The following is a 20,423-nucleotide window of genomic DNA, read 5'->3' on the forward strand; positions in this document are numbered from 1 at the left end:
TCAGGGGGCGGCGCTGCCCCCGGCGCGCCGCCCCGTCCCGATGTTGAGCAGAACCTGCTGCAACTCCCGTGCCGCGCGCGGCGGATCGACGTCGCTGCGGTGGGCCAGGGCAATCGTGCGGCGCAGGCCGGGCCGGGCCAGCGGGGTCACCCGCAGGTCCCCGGCCCGCGCCGCCACCATGCTCGGCACCACGGCGATCCCGAGCCCGGCCCGCACGAAGCCGAGCACCGCGTCCATCTCGCCGCCCTCCACGGTGAAGGTGGGCTCGAAGCCCTCGGCCCGGCACGCGGCCACCGTCAGCTCCCGCAGGTCGTAGCCGTGCCGGAACATCACCAGGGGCGCCTCGCGCAGCTCCGCGATCCGCACCGCGGCGCCCGCGCCGGGCGGCGCCTCGGCGGGCGAGGAGACCACCACCAGGTCCTCCTGGAGCAGCTCGACCGTGGTGAGGACGGGGGAGCCGGCCGGGAGCGGCAGCACGATGAGCGCCAAGTCCAGTGCCCCGCGCGCCAGTTCACGTACGAGATCGTGCGAGCCGCCCTCCTCGATGAGGAGCTGGATGCCGGGGTGGCGGTCGTGGAAGGCGCGCAGCACATCCGGCAGCAGGCCCGTGCACAGACTGGGCGTGGCCCCGAGCCGCACCCGGCCGCGCCGGAGCTGGGCCAGCTCCTGGACCTCGATGCGGGCGGTGTCCGCGTCCGCCAGGATGCGCCGGGCCAGCGGAAGCAGCGCCTCGCCCGCGTCGGTGAGCGCGATGTTGCCCCGGGCGCGGCTGAACAACTCGGCGCCCAGCTCGTTCTCCAGCGCCTTGATCTGCTGGGAGAGCGAGGGCTGCGAGACGTGGACGCGCTCGGCGGCCCGGGTGAAGTGCCGGGTCTCGGCGACCGCCACGAAGTAGAGGAGCTGCTGGAACTGCATACCCCCCACGATAAGGCACGATAGGTCATCGCTATGAAGATGAGCCGAACCATGTCTTGGACCTCTCGGGTCGTTCGCCTCTAGCGTCGAAAACATGGCTCTGGCACCGCGGACGGACAAACGGCCGTCCATGACCCGCACCCTCTGGGACTCGACCGTCGGCAAGAAGACGGTCATGGCCGTGAGCGGCCTGATCATGCTGTCCTACCTGGTCGTCCACATGATGGGCAACCTGAAGATCTTCTTCGGGGCCGGCCAGTTCGACTCCTACGCCCACTGGCTGCGGACGATCGGAGAGCCCTTCCTGCACTACGAGTGGGCGCTCTGGCTGATCCGGGTGGTGCTGGTGGCCGCCGTGGTGGGTCACGCCGTCTGCGCGTACCAGCTCAGCCGCCGCGACCTGCGGGCCAGGCCCAGCGGCTACGTCCACAAGCGGGCCCGGGCGAGCTACGCGACCCGCACGATGCGCTGGGGCGGTGTCATCCTCGCCCTGTTCATCGTCTGGCACATCCTGGACCTGACGACCGGCACCGTGCACTCCGGCTTCCGGCCCGGCCACCCCTACCAGAACGTCGTGGACACCTTCTCCACCTGGTACGGCAACACCATCTACATCGTGGCGATGGCCGCGCTCGCCCTGCACGTCCGGCACGGGTTCTGGAGCGCCGCGCAGACCCTGGGCGTCGGCAACGCCGCCCGGGACCGGGTGCTGAAGGCGCTCGCCACCCTCCTCGCGCTGCTGCTGTTCGCCGGATTCGTCGCCGTACCCGTCGCCGTGATGACCGAAGTGGTGAGCTGACATGACCTCGTACACCCAGTACACGCTCGGGGACCCGGTCCACGACACCCGAGCGCCCAAGGGCCCGATCGCCGAGCGCTGGGACACCCGCCGCTTCGAGGCCAAGCTGGTCAACCCGGCCAACCGCCGCAAGCACACCGTCATCGTGGTCGGCACCGGGCTCGCGGGCGGCTCGGCCGGTGCCACGCTCGCCGAACAGGGCTACCACGTCGTCCAGTTCTGCTTCCAGGACTCGCCGCGCCGCGCCCACTCCATCGCCGCCCAGGGCGGCATCAACGCCGCGAAGAACTACCGCAACGACGGCGACTCCGTGCACCGCCTCTTCTACGACACCGTCAAGGGCGGCGACTTCCGCGCCCGCGAGTCCAACGTCCACCGCCTCGCCCAGATCTCCGTCGAGATCATCGACCAGTGCGTGGCCCAGGGCGTCCCGTTCGCCCGCGAATACGGCGGCCTGCTCGACACCCGCTCCTTCGGCGGGGTTCAGGTCTCGCGCACCTTCTACGCCCGGGGCCAGACGGGCCAGCAGCTCCTGCTCGGCGCCTATCAGGCGCTTTCCCGCCAAATCGCCGCGGGGAACGTGGAGTTGCACGCGCGCACCGAAATGCTCGACCTGATCGTGGTGGACGGCAGGGCGCGCGGCATCGTGGCCCGCGACCTCGTCACGGGGAAGATCGACACCTACTTCGCCGACGCCGTGGTCCTCGCCACCGGCGGCTACGGCAACGTCTTCTACCTCTCCACCAACGCGATGAACTCCAACGCGACCGCCATCTGGCGCGCCCACCGCCGCGGCGCGTACTTCGCCAACCCCTGCTTCACCCAGATCCACCCGACCTGCATCCCGCGCACCGGCGAGCACCAGTCCAAGCTGACCCTGATGAGCGAGTCGCTGCGCAACGACGGCCGCATCTGGGTGCCGAAGGCCCAGGGTGACACCCGCCCGGCGGCCGAGATCCCCGAGGACGAGCGCGACTACTACCTGGAGCGGATCTACCCCTCCTTCGGCAACCTCGTCCCGCGCGACATCGCTTCGCGCGCCGCCAAGAACGTCTGCGACGAGGGGCGCGGGGTGGGTCCGGGCGGACAGGGTGTCTATCTCGACTTCGCCGACGCCATCGCGCGCCTGGGCCGGCCGGCCGTCGAGGCGAAGTACGGCAACCTCTTCGACATGTACGCCCGGATCACCGCCGAGGACCCGTACGAGACGCCGATGCGGATCTATCCCGCCGTGCACTACACGATGGGCGGCCTGTGGGTGGACTACGACCTCCAGACCACGGTGCCCGGCCTGTTCGCGATCGGGGAGGCCAACTTCTCCGACCACGGCGCCAACCGCCTGGGGGCCTCCGCCCTCATGCAGGGTCTGGCCGACGGCTACTTCGTCCTGCCCTCGACCATCAACGACTACCTCGCCCGCAACCCGCACCAGGAGCCGGTCACCGACGAGCACCCGGCGGTCGCCGAAGCGGTCGCCGAGACCGAGGACCGTCTCCATCTGCTCCTCGCGGTCGACGGCGACCGCACCCCCGACTCCTTCCACCGCGAGATCGGCGAGCTGATGTGGGAGTACTGCGGCATGTCCCGCACCGCGTCGGGCCTGCGCAAGGCGCTGGAGCGGATCCCTGGGATCCGCGAGGAGTTCTGGCGCCGCATCAAGGTCCCGGGCAGCGGCGCGGAGTTCAACCAGTCGCTGGAGAAGGCCAATCGCGTCGTCGACTACCTGGAGCTCGCCGAGCTCATGTGCCTCGACGCCCTGCACCGCGCCGAGTCCTGCGGCGGCCACTTCCGCGAGGAGTCCCAGACCCCGGACGGCGAGGCCGAACGCCGCGACGAGGACTTCTCCTACGTTGCCGCCTGGGAGTTCCGGGCGCCCGAGGGGCGTGCGCCGGCGGACCAGGGCGCTGCCCCCGGCGCCGCGCCCGTCCTGCACAAGGAAGACCTCGCCTTCGAGTACGTCCACCCCACCCAGCGGAGCTACGCATGAGGCTCACCCTGCGCGTCTGGCGCCAGAAGAACGCCAACTCGCCCGGCGCGATGGCGACTTACGACCTCGACGACATCTCGACGGACATGTCCTTCCTCGAAATGCTCGACACCCTGAACGAGGAACTGACCCTCCGGGGCGAGGAGCCGGTCGCCTTCGACCACGACTGCCGCGAGGGCATCTGCGGCGCCTGCTCACTCGTCATCAACGGCGACGCCCACGGCCCCGAGCGGACCACCGCCTGCCAACTGCACATGCGGTCGTTCCGCGACGGCGACACCATCGACGTCGAGCCCTGGCGCGCCTCGGCGTTCCCGGTGGTCAAGGACCTCGTGGTGGACCGCTCGGCCTTCGACCGGATCATCCAGGCCGGCGGCTACGTCAGCGTGCCCACCGGCGCCGCCCCCGAGGCGCACGCCACCCCGGTGCCCAAGCCCGACGCGGACTTCGCCTTCGAGCACGCCGAGTGCATCGGCTGCGGCGCCTGCGTGGCGGCCTGCCCCAACGGCTCGGCGATGCTGTTCACCTCGGCGAAGATCAACCATCTGAACGTGCTGCCGCAGGGCGCGCCCGAGCGCGAGACGCGGGTCCTGGGCATGGTGGGACAGATGGACGCCGAGGGCTTCGGCGGCTGCACCCTGACCGGGGAGTGCGCGACGGCCTGCCCCAAGGGCATTCCGCTCCCCTCGATCGCGGCCATGAACAAGGAGTGGCTGCGGGCGACGCGGAAGGCGCGGAAGGCCGGCCGCTGAGGGGTCCCGGCGCGAAGACGCGCCCCCGGTGTCCCCGGGGGCGCGTCCGCAGGCTCAACTCACGCGCAGGACAGGGTGGTTGACCGGATCAGGCGACGGACAGATCGTCCCCGTACACCGCGCCCTGTCCGTACCAGCCGTGCAGATAGACGGTGACGGTCCCGGAGGCGCCGGTCGTGAACGGCACGGTCAGCTTGGACCAGCCGCTGGAATTGGCCCAGGTGCTGGCGGTGGCGCCGCCCCGCACGCCGAGGTAGGCGTAGCTGCCCTGCACCCAACCGCTGAGCGTGTACTGGGTGTTGGGGGTGAGAGTGAGCGTCTGCGCGCACTCGCCTGTCTGCGCGGAGGTGGGCGCGGTCTTCAGGGCGTGGGAGCCGCCGTGCACCGGGCTCGCCACCACGGCGGCGCCGCTGTCGCACGTCCACGGGGAGAGCGAGCCGCTTTCGAAGCCGCCGTTGACCAGCGCGCCGGTGTTGCCGCCGGGGCCCGACACGGTGAGCGTGAAGGTCGTCGAATGGGTCAGCGTGCCCGCGGTGCCGGTGACGGTGATCGGGTACGTTCCGGGCGCGGCCGAGGCCGACGCGGTGACCGTGAGCTGGGCCGAGGCGCCCGCGGTGACCGAGCCCGGGCTGAGCGTGGCGCTCACCCCGGCGGGTGCGCCGGTGGCGGTCAGCGCCAGCGGCTTGGCGGCGCCGGAGGTCACGGCGGTGTTCACCGTGGCGGTCGTGGAGCCGCCGGGCGCGACGGAGGCCGAGCCGGGCGTGACGGCCACCGAGAAGTCGTCCTGGACGGGCCCGCCACCCCCGGTGAAGGGCTCGAAGGTGTGGCTGAAGTACCACGGGTCCTGGGCGATGCCGGAGCAGCCGTCCTGACCGCCGGTGCCGGGGCAGCCTCCGTTGTCACGCTGGAGGGCCCAGAACGAGAGGGTGTTGATCCCCTTGGCGGTGGCCCAGTTGTAGACGGCGGTGGCGTCCGCCGTGGTGAACGTCTCGGCCGGCCCGTAGTCGTCGATGCCGGGCATCTCGGTGATGCCGACCATGCCCCACAGCTGCGCCGGAGTGCGGCCCGGATAAAGGGAGTTGAGCTGGTTGTAGAGACCGGTGGCCGCGGTCTGGGTGTCGTTGGCCATGTTGTGCGTGGCGCCGTCGTAGTAGTCGAAGGTCATGAGGTTCACGACGTCGACCTTGGCGCCGTACTTGACCGCGCTCCTGAGCACCGCGAGCCCGCTGTCGGCGAGGCCGCTCGTGGTGGTGGGCAGGGTGTAGGAGATCTGCACCGACCGGCCGTTGGCGGCCGCCCAGTCCTGCACCTTCTTGATCGCCTGGTTGCGGCGGTCGATGCCCGCCTTGTTGGTCAGCGAGTTGTCCTCGATGTCCATGTCGAGCCGGGAGAGGTCATAGGTGGTGATGACCTTCTCGTACGCGGCGGCTATCGAGTCCACGCTGGTGCAGCTGTCGGCGATCTCGGTGCCGCCGTTGTCGGCCGCGTACCCGCCGAACGACGGGATGACGTCGCCGCCGCGCGAGCGGATGGTGGAGATGTCCGCGCCGAACACGGACGACGCGATGGGCTGGCTGGTCGACCCGTTCCAGTACGGGGTGCAGGACCCCTTGGTGTCGGCCTGCACGAACGCCATCGTCAGGTACTTGGCGCCCGACTTCTGCGCGAGATCGGCCGGGCTGTCGGAGGAGTACGCCTCGAAGTACGGCGCGAAGACATGGGCGGGCAGCGGCGTCGCGGCGTGCGCCGCACCGCCGGCCCCGATGACGAGGCCGGCGGACGCGGCGACGGTACTGAGGCTGGCGAGCAGGGCGCGGACGGATCTCGGGCGTCTCATCGGGGCTCTCCGACGGGGGTGAGAGAAGGGTGCGGACGCCCCATGATTGGTCTGGACCAACGACCGGTCAAGGGTCTAGGCCAATTCATTCCGCGCGCTTTGCCTTATGGGTCAACTGACCTGCGGCGCAAGGGAGTCGGAGAGTTCGTCTTGCTCAGCCCCCCGCCAGAACCTTCGCCAGATACGGGGCCGTGCGGCCCGTTCCGGAGGCGGCGATCTCGGTCGGCGGGCCCGCGGCCACCACCTGGCCGCCCTCGTCGCCGCCGCCCGGGCCGAGGTCGAGCATCCAGTCGGCGCCCGCCACCACGCTCATGTCGTGCTCCACCACGACCACCGAGTGGCCCGCGTCGACCAGGCCGTGCAGCTGGCGCAGCAGGATCTCGACGTCGGCCGGGTGCAGGCCCGTCGTCGGCTCGTCCAGGACGTACAGGGTTTGCTCGCGGCGAAGGCGCTGCAACTCCGTGGCCAGTTTGATGCGTTGGGCCTCGCCGCCCGACAGCTCGGTGGCCGGCTGGCCCAGGCGCAGATAGCCGAGGCCCACGTCGAGGAGGGTGCCCAGGCTGCGGGCGGCGGCGGGGGTCTGCGCGAAGAACTCGGCCGCCGCCTCCACCGTGAGGTCGAGCACCTCGGCGATGGTGCGGCCCCGGTGGGTCACCTCCAGCGTCTCGGGGTTGTAGCGCGCGCCGTGGCAGTCCGGGCAGGGCGCGTAGGTGCTGGGCAGGAAGAGCAGCTCGACCGAGACGAACCCCTCGCCCTGGCAGGTTTCGCACCGCCCGCCCGTCACGTTGAAGGAGAATCGGCCCGCCTTGTAGCCGCGTGCCTTCGCCTCGTCGGTCTCGGCGAACAGTTTGCGTACGACGTCGAAGAGGCCGGTGTACGTCGCCAGGTTGGAGCGCGGAGTGCGGCCGATCGGTTTCTGATCCACCCTCACCAGGCGCCCCACGCCCGGGAGTTGGTCGGTCAGCGCGTCCACGAGGGTGGACTTGCCCGAGCCCGAGACACCCGTCACCGCCGTGAACACGCCGAGCGGGAACGCCGCGTCCACACCGCGCAGATTGTGCCGCCGTACCCCGGTCAGCTCCAGCCATCCGCGCGGCTCGCGGACGGTGCGGCGCGGGGCGGGGGAGCGGTCGAACAGGAAGCGGCGCGTCGCCGAGTCCTCGACCCGGGAGAGGTCGGCGGGCGGTCCGCTGTGCAGCACCCGGCCGCCGTGCTCGCCGGCCAGCGGGCCCACGTCGACCAGCCAGTCCGCGCGCCGGACCACTTCCAGCTGGTGCTCGACCACGAACACCGAATTGCCCGCCGCCTTCAGCCGGTCGAGCACGGTGAGCAGCGCCTCGGTGTCGGCGGGATGCAGGCCCGCCGAAGGCTCGTCCAGGACGTACACCACGCCGAAGAGCCCGGAGCGCAACTGGGTTGCCAGGCGCAGGCGTTGGAGCTCGCCCGCCGAGAGGGTCGGCGCGGACCGGTCCAGGCTCAGATAGCCGAGACCCAGCTCGACGACCGGGGCGATGCGGGAGAGCAGGTCGGCGGTGAGGGTGTCCGCGGTCGTTCCGCCGTCCGCCGCGGCGAGCAGCGCCGCGAGCGCGGTGAGCGGAAGGGAGACGAGCTCGGCGATCGTACGGCCCGAGAAGGTGACGGCGAGCGCCTCCGGGCGCAGCCGGCTGCCGCCGCAGACCGGGCAGGGGGCCGAGGTCAAGAACCGCTCGGCCTTCGCTCGCAGCGTCTGGCTCCGGCTCTCCGCGAACGTCTTCATCACATAGCGCCGAGCGCTGAAGTACGTTCCCTGGTAAGGCCGTTGGATGCGGTCGGCGTCGCGCACCGGGTGCACGGTCACCACGGGCTGCTCGTCCGTGAACAGGATCCACTCCCGGTCCTTCGGGTCGAGCTCCCGCCAGGGCCGGTCCACGTCGTACCCGAGCGCGTCGAGCACGTCCCGGAGGTTCTTGCCCTGCCAGGCGCCCGGCCACGCCGCGATCGCGCCCTCGCGGATCGACAGCGAGGGATCGGGGACCAGCAGCTCCTCGCTGGTGCGGTGGACGCGGCCGAGCCCCTGGCACTCGGGGCAGGCGCCGACCGCCGTGTTGGGCGAGAACGAGTCCGAGTCGAGGCGCTCGGCGCCTGCCGGATAGTCGCCGGCCCGTGAGAACAGCATCCGCAGCGAGTTGGAGAGCGTGGTCACCGTGCCGACCGACGAACGCGAGGAGGGCGTGGAGCGCCGCTGCTCCAGGGAGACCGCGGGCGGCAGCCCGGTGATCTCACCGACCGCGGGCGCCCCCACCTGGTGGATCAGCCGGCGCGCATACGGCGCGACCGACTCGAAGTAGCGGCGCTGCGCCTCGGCGTAGATCGTGCCGAAGGCGAGCGAGGACTTCCCCGACCCGGAGACGCCGGTGAACACGGCGAGGCAGTCGCGCGGAATGTCGACGTCCACCCCGCGCAGATTGTGCTCGCGGGCGCCACGGACACGGACGTACGGATCAGTGGGGCTTTGCATACCGGAATCCTACGGCGGAGACGCATCGGTGCTCTTCAGACCCGGCGGCCCCGGCCCAGTCCCGCGAGACGCGCGAGCCGACCGTAGGAGTCGAGCAGCGCCGCACGGTCGTAGGTGCTCGTCGTGACCAGGAACTCGTCGGCCCCGCTGTGTCCGATGACCTTTTCCAGGGCGTCGGCGACCTCCTCTTCGGTCCCGTACACCTGGCCGCGCAGCGCCTCGTCGAACAGGGCCCGTTCGCGGTCGGTCATGGGCCGGGTGAGGACGTCCTCGGCCGGGGTCAGGGGCGGGAACTCGCCGCGGGTGCGCGAGTACGCCGTCGACCACGCTTCCGGCAGCAGGATCCGGCGGGCCTCCTCGGTCGTCTCCGCGACGGCGACCGTGCCGGAGACGACGACGTACGGGTGCTCGCGCTGCGCGGAGGGGCGGAAGGACGCCCGGTAGCCCTCGATGGCCCGCAGCATCGCGTCCTCACCGCGTACGTTCGCGATCACGAGGGGGAGCCCCGCCTCGGCGGCGACCCGGGCGCCCCTGCCCGTGGCCAGGACGAAGGCCGGCACGTCGAGGCCCTCGGCGGGGCGGGCGTGGACCTGGGGGTGGACGCGCTGGCTCGCGTCGAAGTAGCCGAGCAGTTCGGCCAGTTGGGCGCCGAAGTCGTCGGCGTCCTCCTTGCCCCGGCCCAGCGCCCTGCGGATCCCGTCGGTGAAGCCCACGGAGCGGCCGAGCCCCATGTCGATCCGGCCGGGAAAGAGCGACTCGAGGACCCCGAACTGCTCGGCCACGACCAGGGGTTGGTGGTTGGGCAGCATCACACCGCCGGTGCCCACCCGGATCGAGGAGGTCGCCGAGGCGATGGCCGCGGTCAGGACGGCGGGCGCGGAGCCCGCGACACCGGGCACGGAGTGGTGCTCGGACACCCAGAAGCGGTGGTAGCCGAGGCGCTCCGCCTCGCGGGCCAGCGCCACGGTGTCCCGCAGGGCCTGCGGTCCGTCGTGCCCGGCGCGGACGCGCGAGCGGTCGAGTACGGAGAAACGGGTCGTCGCGATCACTGAGCTCACACCGGTTTCAACGCCCTCCGCGCGCGATGATTCCCGCGACCCGACCCGACCCGACCCGACCCGACCCGACCCGACCCGACCCGACCCGACCCGACCCGACCCGACCCGACCCGACCCGGCCCGACCGGCAGGCCGGGCCCTAGCCTGGGGGCGTGATCGACAGAACCCGGCCCCTGGCCGTCTTCGACCTGGACGGCACGCTCGCCGACAGCTCCCATCGTCAGCGCTTCCTCGACCGCAAGCCCCGCGACTGGGACGCGTTCTTCGCCGCGGCCCCGGCCGATCCGCCGCTGGCCGAGGGCGTGGCGCTGTGCCGGGAGGCGGCCGAGGAGTGCGAGGTCGTCTACCTCACCGGGCGGCCGGAGCGCTGCCGCCGGGACACCGTGGAGTGGCTCGCCGCCCAGGGGCTCGCCGACGGCGCCCTGCACATGCGGCGCAACGACGACCGGCGCCCCGCCCGCCTCACCAAGCTGGACATCCTGCGCAAGCTGGGGCGCGACCGCGAGATCCGGATGCTGGTCGACGACGACGAGCTGGTGTGCGACGCGGCCGAGCGCGCGGGTTTCCGCGTCGTGCGGGCCCGCTGGGCCGCCACGGGCGAGGCCCTCAAGCACGCCCAGGAACGCGAGGGCCGCACCTGAGGGCGCGGCCCGGGCCCAACCGGGCCCGGACCCCATGTATGGGGTCAGACCTCCGCGTCGTCGTCCAGCCGGAAGCCCACCTTCAGTCCGACCTGATAGTGCTCGATCACACCGTTCTCGATGTGTCCGCGCACCTGGGTCACCTCGAACCAGTCCAGGTTGCGCAGGGTCTGCGCCGCGCGGGTGACACCATTGCGAATGGCCTGGTCGACGCCCTCATGAGAGGTGCCGACGATCTCGCTGACGCGGTACGTGTGGTTGGACATGGAGGTGCTCTCCTCTCGTCGCGTTACTCCACCGTGCCCCACCCGGGCGCACCGCGCGAGGCAGCGGGGGACCACCCGCGGGCGCCGCGTGCGCGGATGGCCGGAAAAGTTCGGTCCCCTGCGGGGCTTGACCGCCCCATTGGTCCATACCAAACTCACGAGCCACACCCGAACAAGCCGGATCGCGCTTGCCCCCACGTCGGGCCATGACTGCTTGCCCACCCGCAGAAGGTGACCTCTCGTGATGATCCGACGTGCTCTTGCCTGTTCCCTCGCGCTGGTGTCGGTCTGTTCCGTCAGCGGATGCGGCGCGCTGCCCGGCTTCGGGGACGACACCACCAAGGTGACCGTCTGGCTGATGCGCAACAGCGCCTCCGACGACTTCGTCCAGCGTTTCAAGCGCGGCTACGAGCAGGAGCACAAGGACGTGGAACTCGACGTCCGCGTCCAGGAGTGGACCGGCATCGGCGAGAAGATCGACCGGGCGCTCAAGGACGGCGACGCGCCCGACGTCGTCGAGGTCGGCAACACCCAGGTGCCCCGGTACGCGGCGAGCGGCGGCCTCCTCGACATGACCCTGGAGTCGCTGCGCGACTGGGGCAGCGACGCCTGGCTGCCGGGCCTGGCGCAGCCCGGCAACGTGGACGGCATGCAGTACGGCATCCCCTGGTACGCCGCCAACCGCGTCGTCATCTACAACAAGGACCTCTTCGGGGCGGCCGGGATCACCAGGCCCCCGAAGGACCGCGCCGAGTGGCTCGCCGACACCGCCAAGCTCAACTCCGGCCAGAACCAGGGGATTTACCTGGCCGGCCAGGACTGGTACACGCTGGCCGGATTCGTCTGGGACGAGGGCGGCGAGCTCGCCCAGCAGGACACCGGCGACTGGAAGGGCGCCCTCGACAGCCCGGCCGCCCTGCGCGGCATGGCGTTCTACAAGCAGCTCCAGGCCCTCGGCGACGGCCCCAGGAACGCGGACGAGGAGACCCCGCCGCAGGCCGGGATCTTCGCCGGCGGGAAGGTCGCCCAGATGATCGCGGTGCCCGGCGCCGCGAAGGCCATCCAGAAGGCCAATCCGAAGCTCGCCGACAAGCTGGGCTACTTCCCGATCCCGGGGCCCACCGACGCCAAGCCGGGCGCCGTCTTCACCGGCGGTTCGGACCTGATCATCCCGCGCAAGACCGCCCACCGGGCCGAGGCCGTCCGGGTCGTGGCGGCCCTGACCGGGGAGAAGTGGCAGACCGATCTGGCCGCGACGATGAACTACGTACCCAACAAGTCCACCCTCGCCCACGCCGTCCAGGGGCAGGCCGGAACCGCCGCCATGGCCAAGGGTGCGGCCCAGGGGCGGGCCACCCCCAACTCGCCCCAGTGGGCGGCCGTCGAGGCGGACAATCCCATCAAGCCGTACATGACGAGCGTCCTGAACGGCGCCGATCCGAAGAAGGCCGCCAAGGCCGCCTCCGACCGGGTCACGACGCTGCTCTTCCCCTGAGCCGTGCCCGCATTTCGCGCGGCGGCGGGCCCGGAAGGCGAGCCGGGGTCGGGCCACGGAGGGACGGATGTCAGGATGGGGTCCATGCAGAACGTTTACTTCGACATCACCATCGGCGGCGAGAAGGCCGGCCGCATCGTCTTCCGGCTCTTCGACGACGTCGTCCCGGAGACCGCCCGCAACTTCCGCGAGCTCGCCACCGGCCAGAACGGCTACGGCTACGCCGGATCCTCCTTCCACCGCGTCATCCCCGAGTTCATGCTCCAGGGCGGTGACTTCACCGACGGCAACGGCACCGGCGGCAAGAGCATCTTCGGCGAGAGCTTCGCCGACGAGAACTTCTCCCTCAAGCACGACCGGCCGTTCCTGCTGTCGATGGCCAACCGCGGCCCGAACACCAACGGCTCCCAGTTCTTCGTGACGACCGTCGTCACCCCCTGGCTGGACGGCAAGCACGTCGTCTTCGGCGAGGTCGTCGAGGGCCAGGACCTCGTGAAGAAGATCGAGTCGCTCGGCAGCCGCAGCGGCGCCCCGAGCGCGGACATCGTCATCAGCGACAGCGGTGTCGTCGTCGCCTGACGTCGTCCCGCCCGTACGCGAACGGCGCCGTTCGGTGGTGCGGCCGCGCAGCGTTGATCACTATGGAGATGTTGACGAACGCCGGTCAGGGGCACTCGGGCAGTGGACGGCCCAGTCTCGTCCCCGTTCGCAGGTCCCAGGGAAAGGACGCACACCGTGGCACGACCGAGGATTCTCGTCGTAGGCGCCGGCTTCGCCGGGGTCGAATGCGTACGGCGCCTGGAACGCCGCCTCCAACCGGGAGAAGCGGAGATCTCCCTGGTCACCCCGTTCTCCTACCAGCTCTATCTGCCCCTGCTTCCCCAGGTCGCGGCCGGGGTCCTCACACCGCAGTCCGTCGCCGTCTCCTTGCGGCGCAGCGCCAAGCACCGCACCCGGATCATCCCGGGCGGCGCCATCGGCGTGGACCCCAAGGCGAAGATCTGCGTCATCCGCAAGATCACCGGCGAGACACTCGACCAGCCGTACGACTACATCGTTCTGGCGCCGGGAAGTGTGACCCGCACCTTCGACATCCCCGGGCTCGTCGAACACGCCCGCGGCATGAAGACCCTCGCGGAGGCCGCGTACATCCGCGACCACGTCATCTCCCAGCTCGACCTGGCCGACGCGAGCCAGGACGAGGACGAGCGGGCCTCCCGGCTGCGCTTCGTCGTGGTCGGCGGCGGCTACGCGGGCACCGAGACCGCCGCCTGCCTCCAGCGCATCACCCAGCACGCGATCAAGAAGTATCCGCGTCTGGACCCGCGCCAGATCAAGTGGCACCTCATCGACATCGCCCCCAAGCTCATGCCGGAACTCGGCGACAAGCTGGGCAAGGCGGCGCTGGACATCCTCCAGAAGCGCGGCATCGAGGTGTCGCTAGGCGTCTCCATCGCCGAGGCCGGCGCGGACAAGGTCACCTTCACCGACGGCCGCGTCCTGCCCTGCCGCACCCTGATCTGGACGGCCGGCGTCGCCGCGAGCCCGCTGGTGGGCACCCTGGACGCGGAGACCGAACGCGGCCGGCTCCTGGTCACCCCCGAGATGACCGTGCCCGGTCTCGACGGCGTGTTCGCGCTCGGCGACGCCGCGGCCGTGCCCGACCTCGCCAAGGGCGAGGGCGCCTTCTGCCCGCCCACCGCCCAGCACGCGATGCGCCAGGGCCCCAAGCTCGCCGACAACATCGTGGCCTCGCTGCGGGGCCAGTCGCTGCGGCCCTACGTCCACAAGGACCTCGGCCTCGTGGTGGACCTCGGTGGCCGGGACGCCGTCTCCAAGCCGCTCGGCATCGAACTGCGCGGCCTGCCCGCCCAGGCGGTGGCGCGCGGCTACCACTGGTCGGCGCTGCGCACCAACGTCGCCAAGACCAGGGTGCTGACCAACTGGATGCTCAACGCGATCGCGGGCGACGATTTCGTCCGCACCGGATTCCAGGCCCAAAAGCCCGCCACGCTCAAGGACTTCGAGTACACCGACGCCTATCTGACACCCGATCAGGTCCGTGCGCACACCGCGTCACTGACGGTACGGGGCTGAGGCGGGCGGCCTCCGGGTCATCGCCCCGCGCCGGCTCTCGCGCGCGAGGCGGCGGCCGGAGGCCGCGTACCACTGGAACCCCACGACGGCCGCGAGGGCGATTTCCACCAGGTCGCCTCCGTAGTACATGAGCTCGGCCGCGGCCGAGAGGTCGCCTGCGGCGAAGCCGGTGCCGGGCGGGGAGGCCGCGTACAGGGTCCTGGAGAGGACGGAGTGCGCGGCCCCCGCGCCGACCAGCGCCGCCGCTCGGACCACCATGCCGTGGCGCGGCAGCGGGTCGAGCGAGCAGACGGCGGCCGAGAACAGCAGTCCCGCCGCCAGGACATGCGCGTGCACCAAGTGGCCGACCCAGGCCCGCTCGTGTGCGAGGGCGAACAGGGGCGTCCGGTACAGCAGCCACAGCCCGCCCGCGTCGAGCGCCGCGGCCACCAGGGGGTGGGCGAGGACGCCCAGCGGGCGCGAGCGCACCACGGCGAGCAGCCGGCGCCGGCCTCCCGGCGGCAGGGAGCGCAGGGCAAGCGTGACCGGACGGCCGAGGACGAGCAGCAGCGGCGCCACCATCCCCTCGGCCAGGTGCCGGCCCATATGGGCGGCGAAGGGGCCACCGGGAAACGGGAAGAGGGCCGTCGCCACGACCACGGCCGAGCCCGCGGCCCACCAGAGGTCCCGCAGGGGCGGCCACCCGTCCCCGCGGCGCCGCAACCCGGCCGCCGCCCAGCCGTAGGCGATCCCCGCGCACAGTGCCGACCCGGCCGCGAGGAGCGCGAGAGCCCCGGGCTGCCCCATGCCGTGCTGATGCATCATCAATTGCCGCGTGTACCAGGCGACTTCGGCGACCCCGCGCCCCTGAGCAGCACCGCTCCGACACCGAGGAACAGCACCGCGAGGATGTTCCACGTCAGGTCGTACGGGGTGAGGTCGACGTGGTACCTGATCTGGTGCAGACCCATCAGCTTGTGCTGGACGGTGCCGTCGTAGAGCTGGAACGCCCCCGTACCTGTCAGGATGCCCCCGGCCAGCGCGCGCCCCACCAGACCCGCCCGGTGCCGCAGATCGGCGACCATGAACAGGCCGATGACGACGGCGAACCAGCCAAACGCGTGAAAGAGGCCGTCGGAGACCAGGCCGACGCCCGGTGTCGAGCGGTCGTAGAAGTGGTGCCAGTGCAGGAGTTGGTGGAAGACCGTCTCATCGACGAAGGCGGCGATGCCCACGCCGATGAGCACGCCCGACCAGACCGAACGGGCCCGCAGCGGACGACCGCGCGGCGGCTGCGGGGTGGCACGGGAAGGGGAGGGAGTACGGGATGGAGTCGCCATCGGCGGCACGTCCTCGGGAGGAGTCGGGGGAAGGTCGTCCGGCGCGGAACAGCACACCCGTCCGCTGCCCGCCCCCTGCTGCGGGCAAGCGTTCGAATCCGGCCTTCCTCGTCTCCAGCCACTTGGGCACGGCCGCCCGGCCGCCCCCTGGCCCGGGACGCTCCGGCGGCCGCGCACCGCGGGGTGGGGCTGCGCGGACGACTGCGCCGCGCGGCCCCACCCCCGGGGCTCAGCCCGCGGTCGCCAGTGAGAGCGCGAACCGTCCGGCGGCATCCGTCCACCAGCGCGACGGCTCGAACCCGGCGGCGCCCAACTCGGCCCGTACGCCCTGCTCGCGGAATTTGGCGGACACCTCGGTGCGCATTTCCTCGCCCTCGGTGAAGGAGACCACCAGATCCAGTTCGGGGATCTTGACGGTCACGTCGCGGCGGGCGCGCAGCCGCATCTCGATCCACTCCTCCTCGCGGTTCCACAGCGCGACATGGGCGAAGTCGTCCAGGTCGAAGTCCGCGCCGAGCTCCCGGTCGATGACGCTGAGCACGTTCTTGTTGAAGGCCGCCGTCACGCCCGTGGCATCGTCGTACGCCCGGACCAGGACCGATTCCTCCTTCACCAGATCGGTTCCGATCAGGAGCGAGTCGCCGGGCTCCATCAACTTGCGTACGGAGGTGAGGAATTCGGCGCGTTCGGCGGGCAGCAGATTGCCGATGGTGCCACCGAGGAACGCCACGAGCCGGGGCCCCGGTGTACGGGGCAGTTCGAGGACCCGGGTGAAGTCCGCTATCAGCGCGTGGACGAGCAGAGCGGGGTGGTCGGCGAGCAGCCCCTCGGCCGCCCCGGCCAGCGCGCTCTCGCTCACGTCGACCGGGATGTACGTCAGGGGCGCGGGCAGCACGTCCAGGAGGAGCCGGGTCTTCTCCGAGGATCCGGAACCCAGCTCGACCAGGGTGTGGGCGCCGGTCGCCTCGGCTATCTCGGCGGCGCGGTCGGTGAGGATCTCACGCTCGGCGCGGGTGGGGTAGTAGTCGGGAAGCCGGGTGATCTCCTCGAACAGCTCGCTGCCGCGCGCGTCGTAGAACCACTTGGGCGGGAGGGACTTGGGGGTGCTGGTCAGCCCGTGCAGCACGTCGGCGCGCAGTGCGGCCCCGGTGGCGTCCTCGGGCAGGGTGCGGGTCAGCTGGAAGGGGCGCACTACTGGAGCTCCTTGAGGGGGGTGAGCAGGACGTCGGTGTCAGTGGCGGTGAGCAGCGTGCGGTCGGGCACGTCGCACCAGAGCGGATCGTCGTCATAGGGCTCGGAGGCGACGACGGTGGAGCGGCCGGGCGTGTGCAGATACCAGAGGGTGTCGCCCCAGGCGGTCGCGGTGACCGTCACGCCGTCGGTGAGCAGCAGATTCAGCCGTGAGTCGGGCGCCGCGGCGGCCAGCTCGGTGACGGTCTCGGACATGGCACGGGCCGCGTCGTCGCCGCTGTTCAGACGGTGCAGCACGAGCGCCCACACGAACGCCGCGTCACAGCGCGCCTCCAGGCGGAGCAGAGCCTCGGGGGGCAGCGCGGCGGCGAGCTCCGCCACGCTGCCGGGCCAGTTCCGCAGGGCGCCGTTGTGGCTGAACAGCCAGCGGCCGTGCGCGAACGGGGCCGCCGCGGCCTCGCTGTCGGCGCCCGCCTCGGTCGCGTCCCGGACCGCCGCGAGCAGCGCCCCCGAGCGCACCACCCGGGCCAGGTCCAGGACGTTCGGGTCGGCCCACATCGGCCCGGCCCGCCGGTAGCGGGCGGGCACCACGTCGCCGTCGGCGTACCAGCCGACGCCGAAGCCGTCGGCGTTGACCGTTCCGTAGCGCTGCCGGCGCGGCGCCCACGCCTGCCGGTACAGCCCGTGCGAGGGCCGCACCAGCAGATCGCCGAGGACTACCGAAGCTCCCGTGTAAGCGATATGACGGCACATCAAGTCGCGTCCCGCGCGGTGCGGAAGCCCGCGAAGATCTGTCGGCGCACCGGGAGGTCCCAGTTGCGGAAGGTCCCCCGGCAGGCCACCTCGTCCACGGAGAACGCCCCGCCGCGCAGCACCTTGTGCTCGGGACCGAAGAACACCTCCGAGTACTCGCGGTAGGGGAAGGCGACGAACCCCGGGTAGGGCAGGAAGTCGCTCGCCGTCCACTCCCACACGTCACCGATCAACTGCCGTATGCCCGCGGGGGACCGGCCTTCCGGGTACGCCCCGGCGGCGGCGGGGCGCAGATGGCGCTGGCCGAGGTTGGCGTGGGCCGGGCTCGGGTCGGCGTCGCCCCAGGGGTAGCGGCGCGAGCGGCCCGAGACCGGGTCGTGGCGGGCCGCCTTCTCCCACTCCGCCTCGGTCGGCAGACGGCGCCCGGCCCAGCGGGCGTACGCGTCGGCTTCGTACCAGCTCACATGCAGGACGGGCTCGCCCAGCGGCACCGGCTCCGTCACCCCGAACCGCCTGCGCAGCCACTGGCCGCCCTCCTGGCGCCAGAACAGCGGGGCGGTGAGCTCGTGTTCGCGGACCATCGCCCAGCCGGCGGGATCCCACCAGCGTTCCTCGCGATAGCCGCCGTCCTCGATGAAGGACAGATAGGCCCCGCAGGTCACCGGGGTCGTGTCGAGGTGGAAGGCGGGCAGGATGCGCTGATGCGCGGGGCGCTCGTTGTCCAGGGCCCACGGCTCGGTGGAGGTGCCCATCGTGAACGGGCCGCCGGGCACCAGAACCTCGGCGGGCAGGCCCTCGGTGGTGCCGGGCGGCGGCTGCGGCGCGGTCAGGGCGGCTGGTCCGCTGCGCAGCTGATGGGTGATCAGCATCGTTTCGTCGTGCTGTTGTTCATGCTGGGCGATCATCCCGAAGGCGAACGCGGCATCCATCAGCGGGCCGCCGCGCAATGGGGTGCGCTCCAGGACGTCCAGGGCGCGGCCCCGCACATCGGCGGCGTACCGGCGCGCCTCGGCGGGGGCGAGCAGGGGCAGGCTGGGGCGGGTGGCGCGGGGGTGCTCGAAGGCGTCGTACAGGGAGTCGATCTCGGGCCGGATCGCGTCCTGTCCGGCGACGGCACGCAGGAGCCACTGCTCCTCCTGGTTGCCGATGTGCGCCAGGTCCCACACGAGGGGGGACATCAACGGCGAGTGCTGTGAGGTCAGTTCATGGTCGTCGACGCTGGAGGTGAGCACGCCGGTGCGGGCGCGCGCGGCGGTGAGTGCCGTCAGGGCGCGGGCCCTGAGCAGCTCCGGGTCGGTCATATGCGGCTGTCCTTCGGTGGGGCGGGCGAGGGTACGTCGTCGGCCGGACATCGGCCCCGTACGACATGGCGGTCGGTGAAGGCGGCGACCCGGTCCTGGAGGTCACGGGTCGCGCCGAGCCGGGGGAGCGCGTCGAGTGCCGCCGCGAAGCACACCGTGGCCGCCTCGCGCAGTTCCGGGTCGGCGAGTGCGTCCCGGGCGGCGGCATGCCAGAGCGGATTGCGCGGCGCCAGGCGTGAACCGGCGCGCTCGGCAAGGGGTTTGACGGTGCGATAGGCGATCTCCGCCGCCTCCGGGTCGTCGAACAGTGCGTGGGTGACGGCGAGCGGCACGGTCCATCCGTCGTCACCGGGCTGGGCGTCGATCATGCGCAGTTCCAGATGGCCGCGCGGTCGCACCGGCGGAAACAGGGTGGTCAGGTGGTAGTCGAGATCGTCCCGGGTGGCGGGCCGCGGCTCTCCGGTGCGCAGCCACTGCCGGAAGGTGAGACCCGGGGGCGCGGACCACGGCCCCGCATCGGCCCGTACGCACATGACGGGGGTGTCCAGGACGTGCGCCGCCCAGGCCGCGCGCGGCGGGGCGTCGATGGGTGGGGCGAGCGCGCGCACCGGGTCGATGTCGCTCCAGTGCGCCTGGCGGACCGAACGCCAGCCCGTCGACTGCCGCAGGTGATGCGGCGAGTTGGCGAACGCGGCGACCAGCACGGCCCCCAACAGGTGCGCCATCAGCCAGCGCCGCCCGAAGCCGAGGGGGCCCGGCTCCTCGTAGCCGGCGTCGAGGCAGACCTGTACGGATGCCGAGGAACACATCATGGCCCGGCCGGCCGGGCCCGTACGGTCGAAATGGGCTTCCATGGCGTCGTACCGCGCCTCGCGCAGCATGCGGCGCGGAGGGTGCCAGGGTTCCTGGCCGAGTCCGACGAGGGCCAGGCCGCGCTCCGCGAGGGCGGAGCGGACCGCCGTCAGATCGGCGGAGACGGTGGAGACGCATTCCATCAGGGATGCGGCGGGCAGCGAGCTGAGCTCCAGCTGTCCGCCGGGTTCGACGGTGAGCGGTGACCGCAGCGGCAGCGTACGCAAGGCCGCGTACGCGGATCTGAGACGGTCGTGCGGGACGGGGAGCCGGGGCTGGTGCAGATCGTGGACGAGCCATTCCAGCTCCACGCCGACGGTGCGTGGTGGACCCGTCTTGAAACAGATACATCGCAGCAGGTCGTCGGCCTCTGCCTCGGTCAACTCACGCGCGGTCATGGACGGATGCCCGCCTTTCCGGGGTGCGGATACACATGCCGTCCTACCTAAGTCGTCGGCGCCGTCGCGCACAAGACCGCCTCGCCGGACACCTGTCCGACTGCGGCGGTCTTTCGCGTACGACCACCCTGCACGCATGCGCGCACGACCGCGCGGGATGGCCCGCCGAACGGTGGACATCACCGACACCGGCCGCACCCGCGAAGGGGGCACCCCGGGACCTTCCGGGAGGCGTTCGGCGGCCGGGTGTGAGGGGGACGCTGCC

The 20,423-nt window shown here is 71.7% G+C and carries 18 protein-coding genes; 7 read left to right on the plus strand and 11 right to left on the minus strand.

The window, feature by feature from the left end:
* Entirely contained in the window at positions 1–915 is a 915-nt protein-coding gene (locus tag N4G70_RS15820; RefSeq protein WP_261713266.1) for a LysR family transcriptional regulator, read from the minus strand.
* A gap of 94 nt (positions 916–1,009) precedes the next feature.
* Here N4G70_RS15820 and N4G70_RS15825 point away from each other — a divergent pair, with 94 nt between their 5' ends.
* From N4G70_RS15825 to N4G70_RS15835, 3 genes are read left to right on the plus strand one after another with little or no spacing between them, the layout of a single operon-like run.
* Positions 1,010–1,714 carry a succinate dehydrogenase gene (locus tag N4G70_RS15825; protein ID WP_261713267.1) on the plus strand — a complete coding sequence of 235 codons (705 nt, stop codon included), beginning with the start codon at positions 1,010–1,012 and terminating at the stop codon, positions 1,712–1,714.
* A gap of 1 nt (position 1,715) precedes the next feature.
* On the plus strand, positions 1,716–3,701 hold the full coding sequence (locus N4G70_RS15830; protein WP_261713268.1) for a fumarate reductase/succinate dehydrogenase flavoprotein subunit: 1,986 nt from the start codon (positions 1,716–1,718) through the stop codon (positions 3,699–3,701).
* Complete coding sequence (locus N4G70_RS15835; RefSeq protein ID WP_261713269.1) at positions 3,698–4,453, plus strand: succinate dehydrogenase/fumarate reductase iron-sulfur subunit; 756 nt, start codon at positions 3,698–3,700, stop codon at positions 4,451–4,453. The genes N4G70_RS15830 and N4G70_RS15835 overlap by 4 nt, the downstream gene beginning before the upstream one ends.
* 88 nt (positions 4,454–4,541) lie before the next feature.
* On the opposite strand, the gene N4G70_RS15840 is transcribed toward N4G70_RS15835, so the two are convergent.
* From N4G70_RS15840 to N4G70_RS15850, 3 genes are all read right to left on the minus strand, one after another.
* Positions 4,542–6,290, minus strand: a complete 1,749-nt coding sequence (locus N4G70_RS15840) for a glycosyl hydrolase family 18 protein (protein ID WP_261713270.1) — start codon at positions 6,288–6,290, stop codon at positions 4,542–4,544.
* 154 nt (positions 6,291–6,444) lie between these two features.
* On the minus strand, positions 6,445–8,787 hold the full coding sequence (locus N4G70_RS15845) for an excinuclease ABC subunit UvrA (protein ID WP_261713271.1): 2,343 nt from the start codon (positions 8,785–8,787) through the stop codon (positions 6,445–6,447).
* Positions 8,788–8,822: 35 nt separating this feature from the next.
* A complete protein-coding gene (locus N4G70_RS15850; protein ID WP_261713272.1) occupies positions 8,823–9,845 on the minus strand; it encodes an LLM class flavin-dependent oxidoreductase in 1,023 nt (340 codons plus the stop codon).
* 152 nt (positions 9,846–9,997) lie between these two features.
* Here N4G70_RS15850 and N4G70_RS15855 point away from each other — a divergent pair, with 152 nt between their 5' ends.
* Positions 9,998–10,486, plus strand: coding sequence for an HAD family acid phosphatase (locus N4G70_RS15855; protein ID WP_261713273.1), 489 nt, complete (start codon positions 9,998–10,000; stop codon positions 10,484–10,486).
* A gap of 44 nt (positions 10,487–10,530) precedes the next feature.
* On the opposite strand, the gene N4G70_RS15860 is transcribed toward N4G70_RS15855, so the two are convergent.
* Positions 10,531–10,752 carry a dodecin gene (locus N4G70_RS15860; RefSeq protein WP_261713274.1) on the minus strand — a complete coding sequence of 74 codons (222 nt, stop codon included), beginning with the start codon at positions 10,750–10,752 and terminating at the stop codon, positions 10,531–10,533.
* 244 nt (positions 10,753–10,996) lie between these two features.
* Here N4G70_RS15860 and N4G70_RS15865 point away from each other — a divergent pair, with 244 nt between their 5' ends.
* The 3 genes from N4G70_RS15865 (at position 10,997) to N4G70_RS15875 (ending at position 14,344) form a co-directional block, all read left to right on the plus strand.
* On the plus strand, positions 10,997–12,247 hold the full coding sequence (locus N4G70_RS15865; RefSeq protein WP_261713306.1) for an extracellular solute-binding protein: 1,251 nt from the start codon (positions 10,997–10,999) through the stop codon (positions 12,245–12,247).
* 84 nt (positions 12,248–12,331) lie between these two features.
* Positions 12,332–12,826: a peptidylprolyl isomerase gene (locus N4G70_RS15870; RefSeq protein WP_261713275.1), complete on the plus strand. Its 495-nt coding sequence runs from the start codon at positions 12,332–12,334 to the stop codon at positions 12,824–12,826.
* Positions 12,827–12,982: 156 nt separating this feature from the next.
* A complete protein-coding gene (locus tag N4G70_RS15875; RefSeq protein WP_261713276.1) occupies positions 12,983–14,344 on the plus strand; it encodes an NAD(P)/FAD-dependent oxidoreductase in 1,362 nt (453 codons plus the stop codon).
* On the opposite strand, the gene N4G70_RS15880 is transcribed toward N4G70_RS15875, so the two are convergent.
* The 6 genes from N4G70_RS15880 to egtA form a co-directional block, all read right to left on the minus strand.
* Positions 14,324–15,148, minus strand: coding sequence for a cytochrome c oxidase assembly protein (locus tag N4G70_RS15880; protein ID WP_261713277.1), 825 nt, complete (start codon positions 15,146–15,148; stop codon positions 14,324–14,326). The two genes, N4G70_RS15875 and N4G70_RS15880, sit on opposite strands and share 21 nt — an antisense overlap.
* Positions 15,148–15,663 carry a DUF2243 domain-containing protein gene (locus N4G70_RS15885; RefSeq protein WP_261713278.1) on the minus strand — a complete coding sequence of 172 codons (516 nt, stop codon included), beginning with the start codon at positions 15,661–15,663 and terminating at the stop codon, positions 15,148–15,150. Before N4G70_RS15885 ends, N4G70_RS15880 begins: the two co-directional genes overlap by 1 nt.
* Positions 15,664–15,892: 229 nt before the next feature.
* Positions 15,893–16,855 carry an L-histidine N(alpha)-methyltransferase gene (gene egtD / locus N4G70_RS15890; protein ID WP_261713279.1) on the minus strand — a complete coding sequence of 321 codons (963 nt, stop codon included), beginning with the start codon at positions 16,853–16,855 and terminating at the stop codon, positions 15,893–15,895.
* Entirely contained in the window at positions 16,855–17,607 is a 753-nt protein-coding gene (egtC, locus tag N4G70_RS15895) for an ergothioneine biosynthesis protein EgtC (RefSeq protein ID WP_261713280.1), read from the minus strand. Before egtC ends, egtD begins: the two co-directional genes overlap by 1 nt.
* Positions 17,607–18,908, minus strand: a complete 1,302-nt coding sequence (egtB, locus tag N4G70_RS15900; RefSeq protein ID WP_261713281.1) for an ergothioneine biosynthesis protein EgtB — start codon at positions 18,906–18,908, stop codon at positions 17,607–17,609. The genes egtC and egtB overlap by 1 nt, the downstream gene beginning before the upstream one ends.
* The gene (gene egtA / locus N4G70_RS15905) at positions 18,905–20,158 is read right to left on the minus strand and encodes an ergothioneine biosynthesis glutamate--cysteine ligase EgtA (RefSeq protein WP_261713282.1); all 1,254 of its coding nucleotides are present in this window, start codon (positions 20,156–20,158) and stop codon (positions 18,905–18,907) included. Before egtA ends, egtB begins: the two co-directional genes overlap by 4 nt.
* Between the last annotated feature and the right edge of the window lie 265 nt (positions 20,159–20,423).

The sequence above is a fragment of the Streptomyces sp. ASQP_92 genome, from assembly GCF_025399895.1.
In the GTDB taxonomy this organism is placed as follows: domain Bacteria; phylum Actinomycetota; class Actinomycetes; order Streptomycetales; family Streptomycetaceae; genus Streptomyces.

What these genes read in the sequence shown, in the direction of transcription:
- N4G70_RS15820 (WP_261713266.1), bottom strand. Translation starts at nt 915, where the DNA reads ATGCAGTTCCAGCAGCTCCTCTACTTCGTGGCGGTCGCCGAGACCCGG.
- N4G70_RS15825 (WP_261713267.1), top strand. Translation starts at nt 1,010, where the DNA reads ATGGCTCTGGCACCGCGGACGGACAAACGGCCGTCCATGACCCGCACC.
- N4G70_RS15830 (WP_261713268.1), top strand. Translation starts at nt 1,716, where the DNA reads ATGACCTCGTACACCCAGTACACGCTCGGGGACCCGGTCCACGACACC.
- N4G70_RS15835 (WP_261713269.1), top strand. Translation starts at nt 3,698, where the DNA reads ATGAGGCTCACCCTGCGCGTCTGGCGCCAGAAGAACGCCAACTCGCCC.
- N4G70_RS15840 (WP_261713270.1), bottom strand. Translation starts at nt 6,290, where the DNA reads ATGAGACGCCCGAGATCCGTCCGCGCCCTGCTCGCCAGCCTCAGTACC.
- N4G70_RS15845 (WP_261713271.1), bottom strand. Translation starts at nt 8,787, where the DNA reads ATGCAAAGCCCCACTGATCCGTACGTCCGTGTCCGTGGCGCCCGCGAG.
- N4G70_RS15860 (WP_261713274.1), bottom strand. Translation starts at nt 10,752, where the DNA reads ATGTCCAACCACACGTACCGCGTCAGCGAGATCGTCGGCACCTCTCAT.
- N4G70_RS15865 (WP_261713306.1), top strand. Translation starts at nt 10,997, where the DNA reads ATGATCCGACGTGCTCTTGCCTGTTCCCTCGCGCTGGTGTCGGTCTGT.
- N4G70_RS15870 (WP_261713275.1), top strand. Translation starts at nt 12,332, where the DNA reads ATGCAGAACGTTTACTTCGACATCACCATCGGCGGCGAGAAGGCCGGC.
- N4G70_RS15880 (WP_261713277.1), bottom strand. Translation starts at nt 15,148, where the DNA reads ATGATGCATCAGCACGGCATGGGGCAGCCCGGGGCTCTCGCGCTCCTC.
- N4G70_RS15885 (WP_261713278.1), bottom strand. Translation starts at nt 15,663, where the DNA reads ATGGCGACTCCATCCCGTACTCCCTCCCCTTCCCGTGCCACCCCGCAG.
- egtC (WP_261713280.1), bottom strand. Translation starts at nt 17,607, where the DNA reads ATGTGCCGTCATATCGCTTACACGGGAGCTTCGGTAGTCCTCGGCGAT.
- egtB (WP_261713281.1), bottom strand. Translation starts at nt 18,908, where the DNA reads ATGACCGACCCGGAGCTGCTCAGGGCCCGCGCCCTGACGGCACTCACC.
- egtA (WP_261713282.1), bottom strand. Translation starts at nt 20,158, where the DNA reads ATGACCGCGCGTGAGTTGACCGAGGCAGAGGCCGACGACCTGCTGCGA.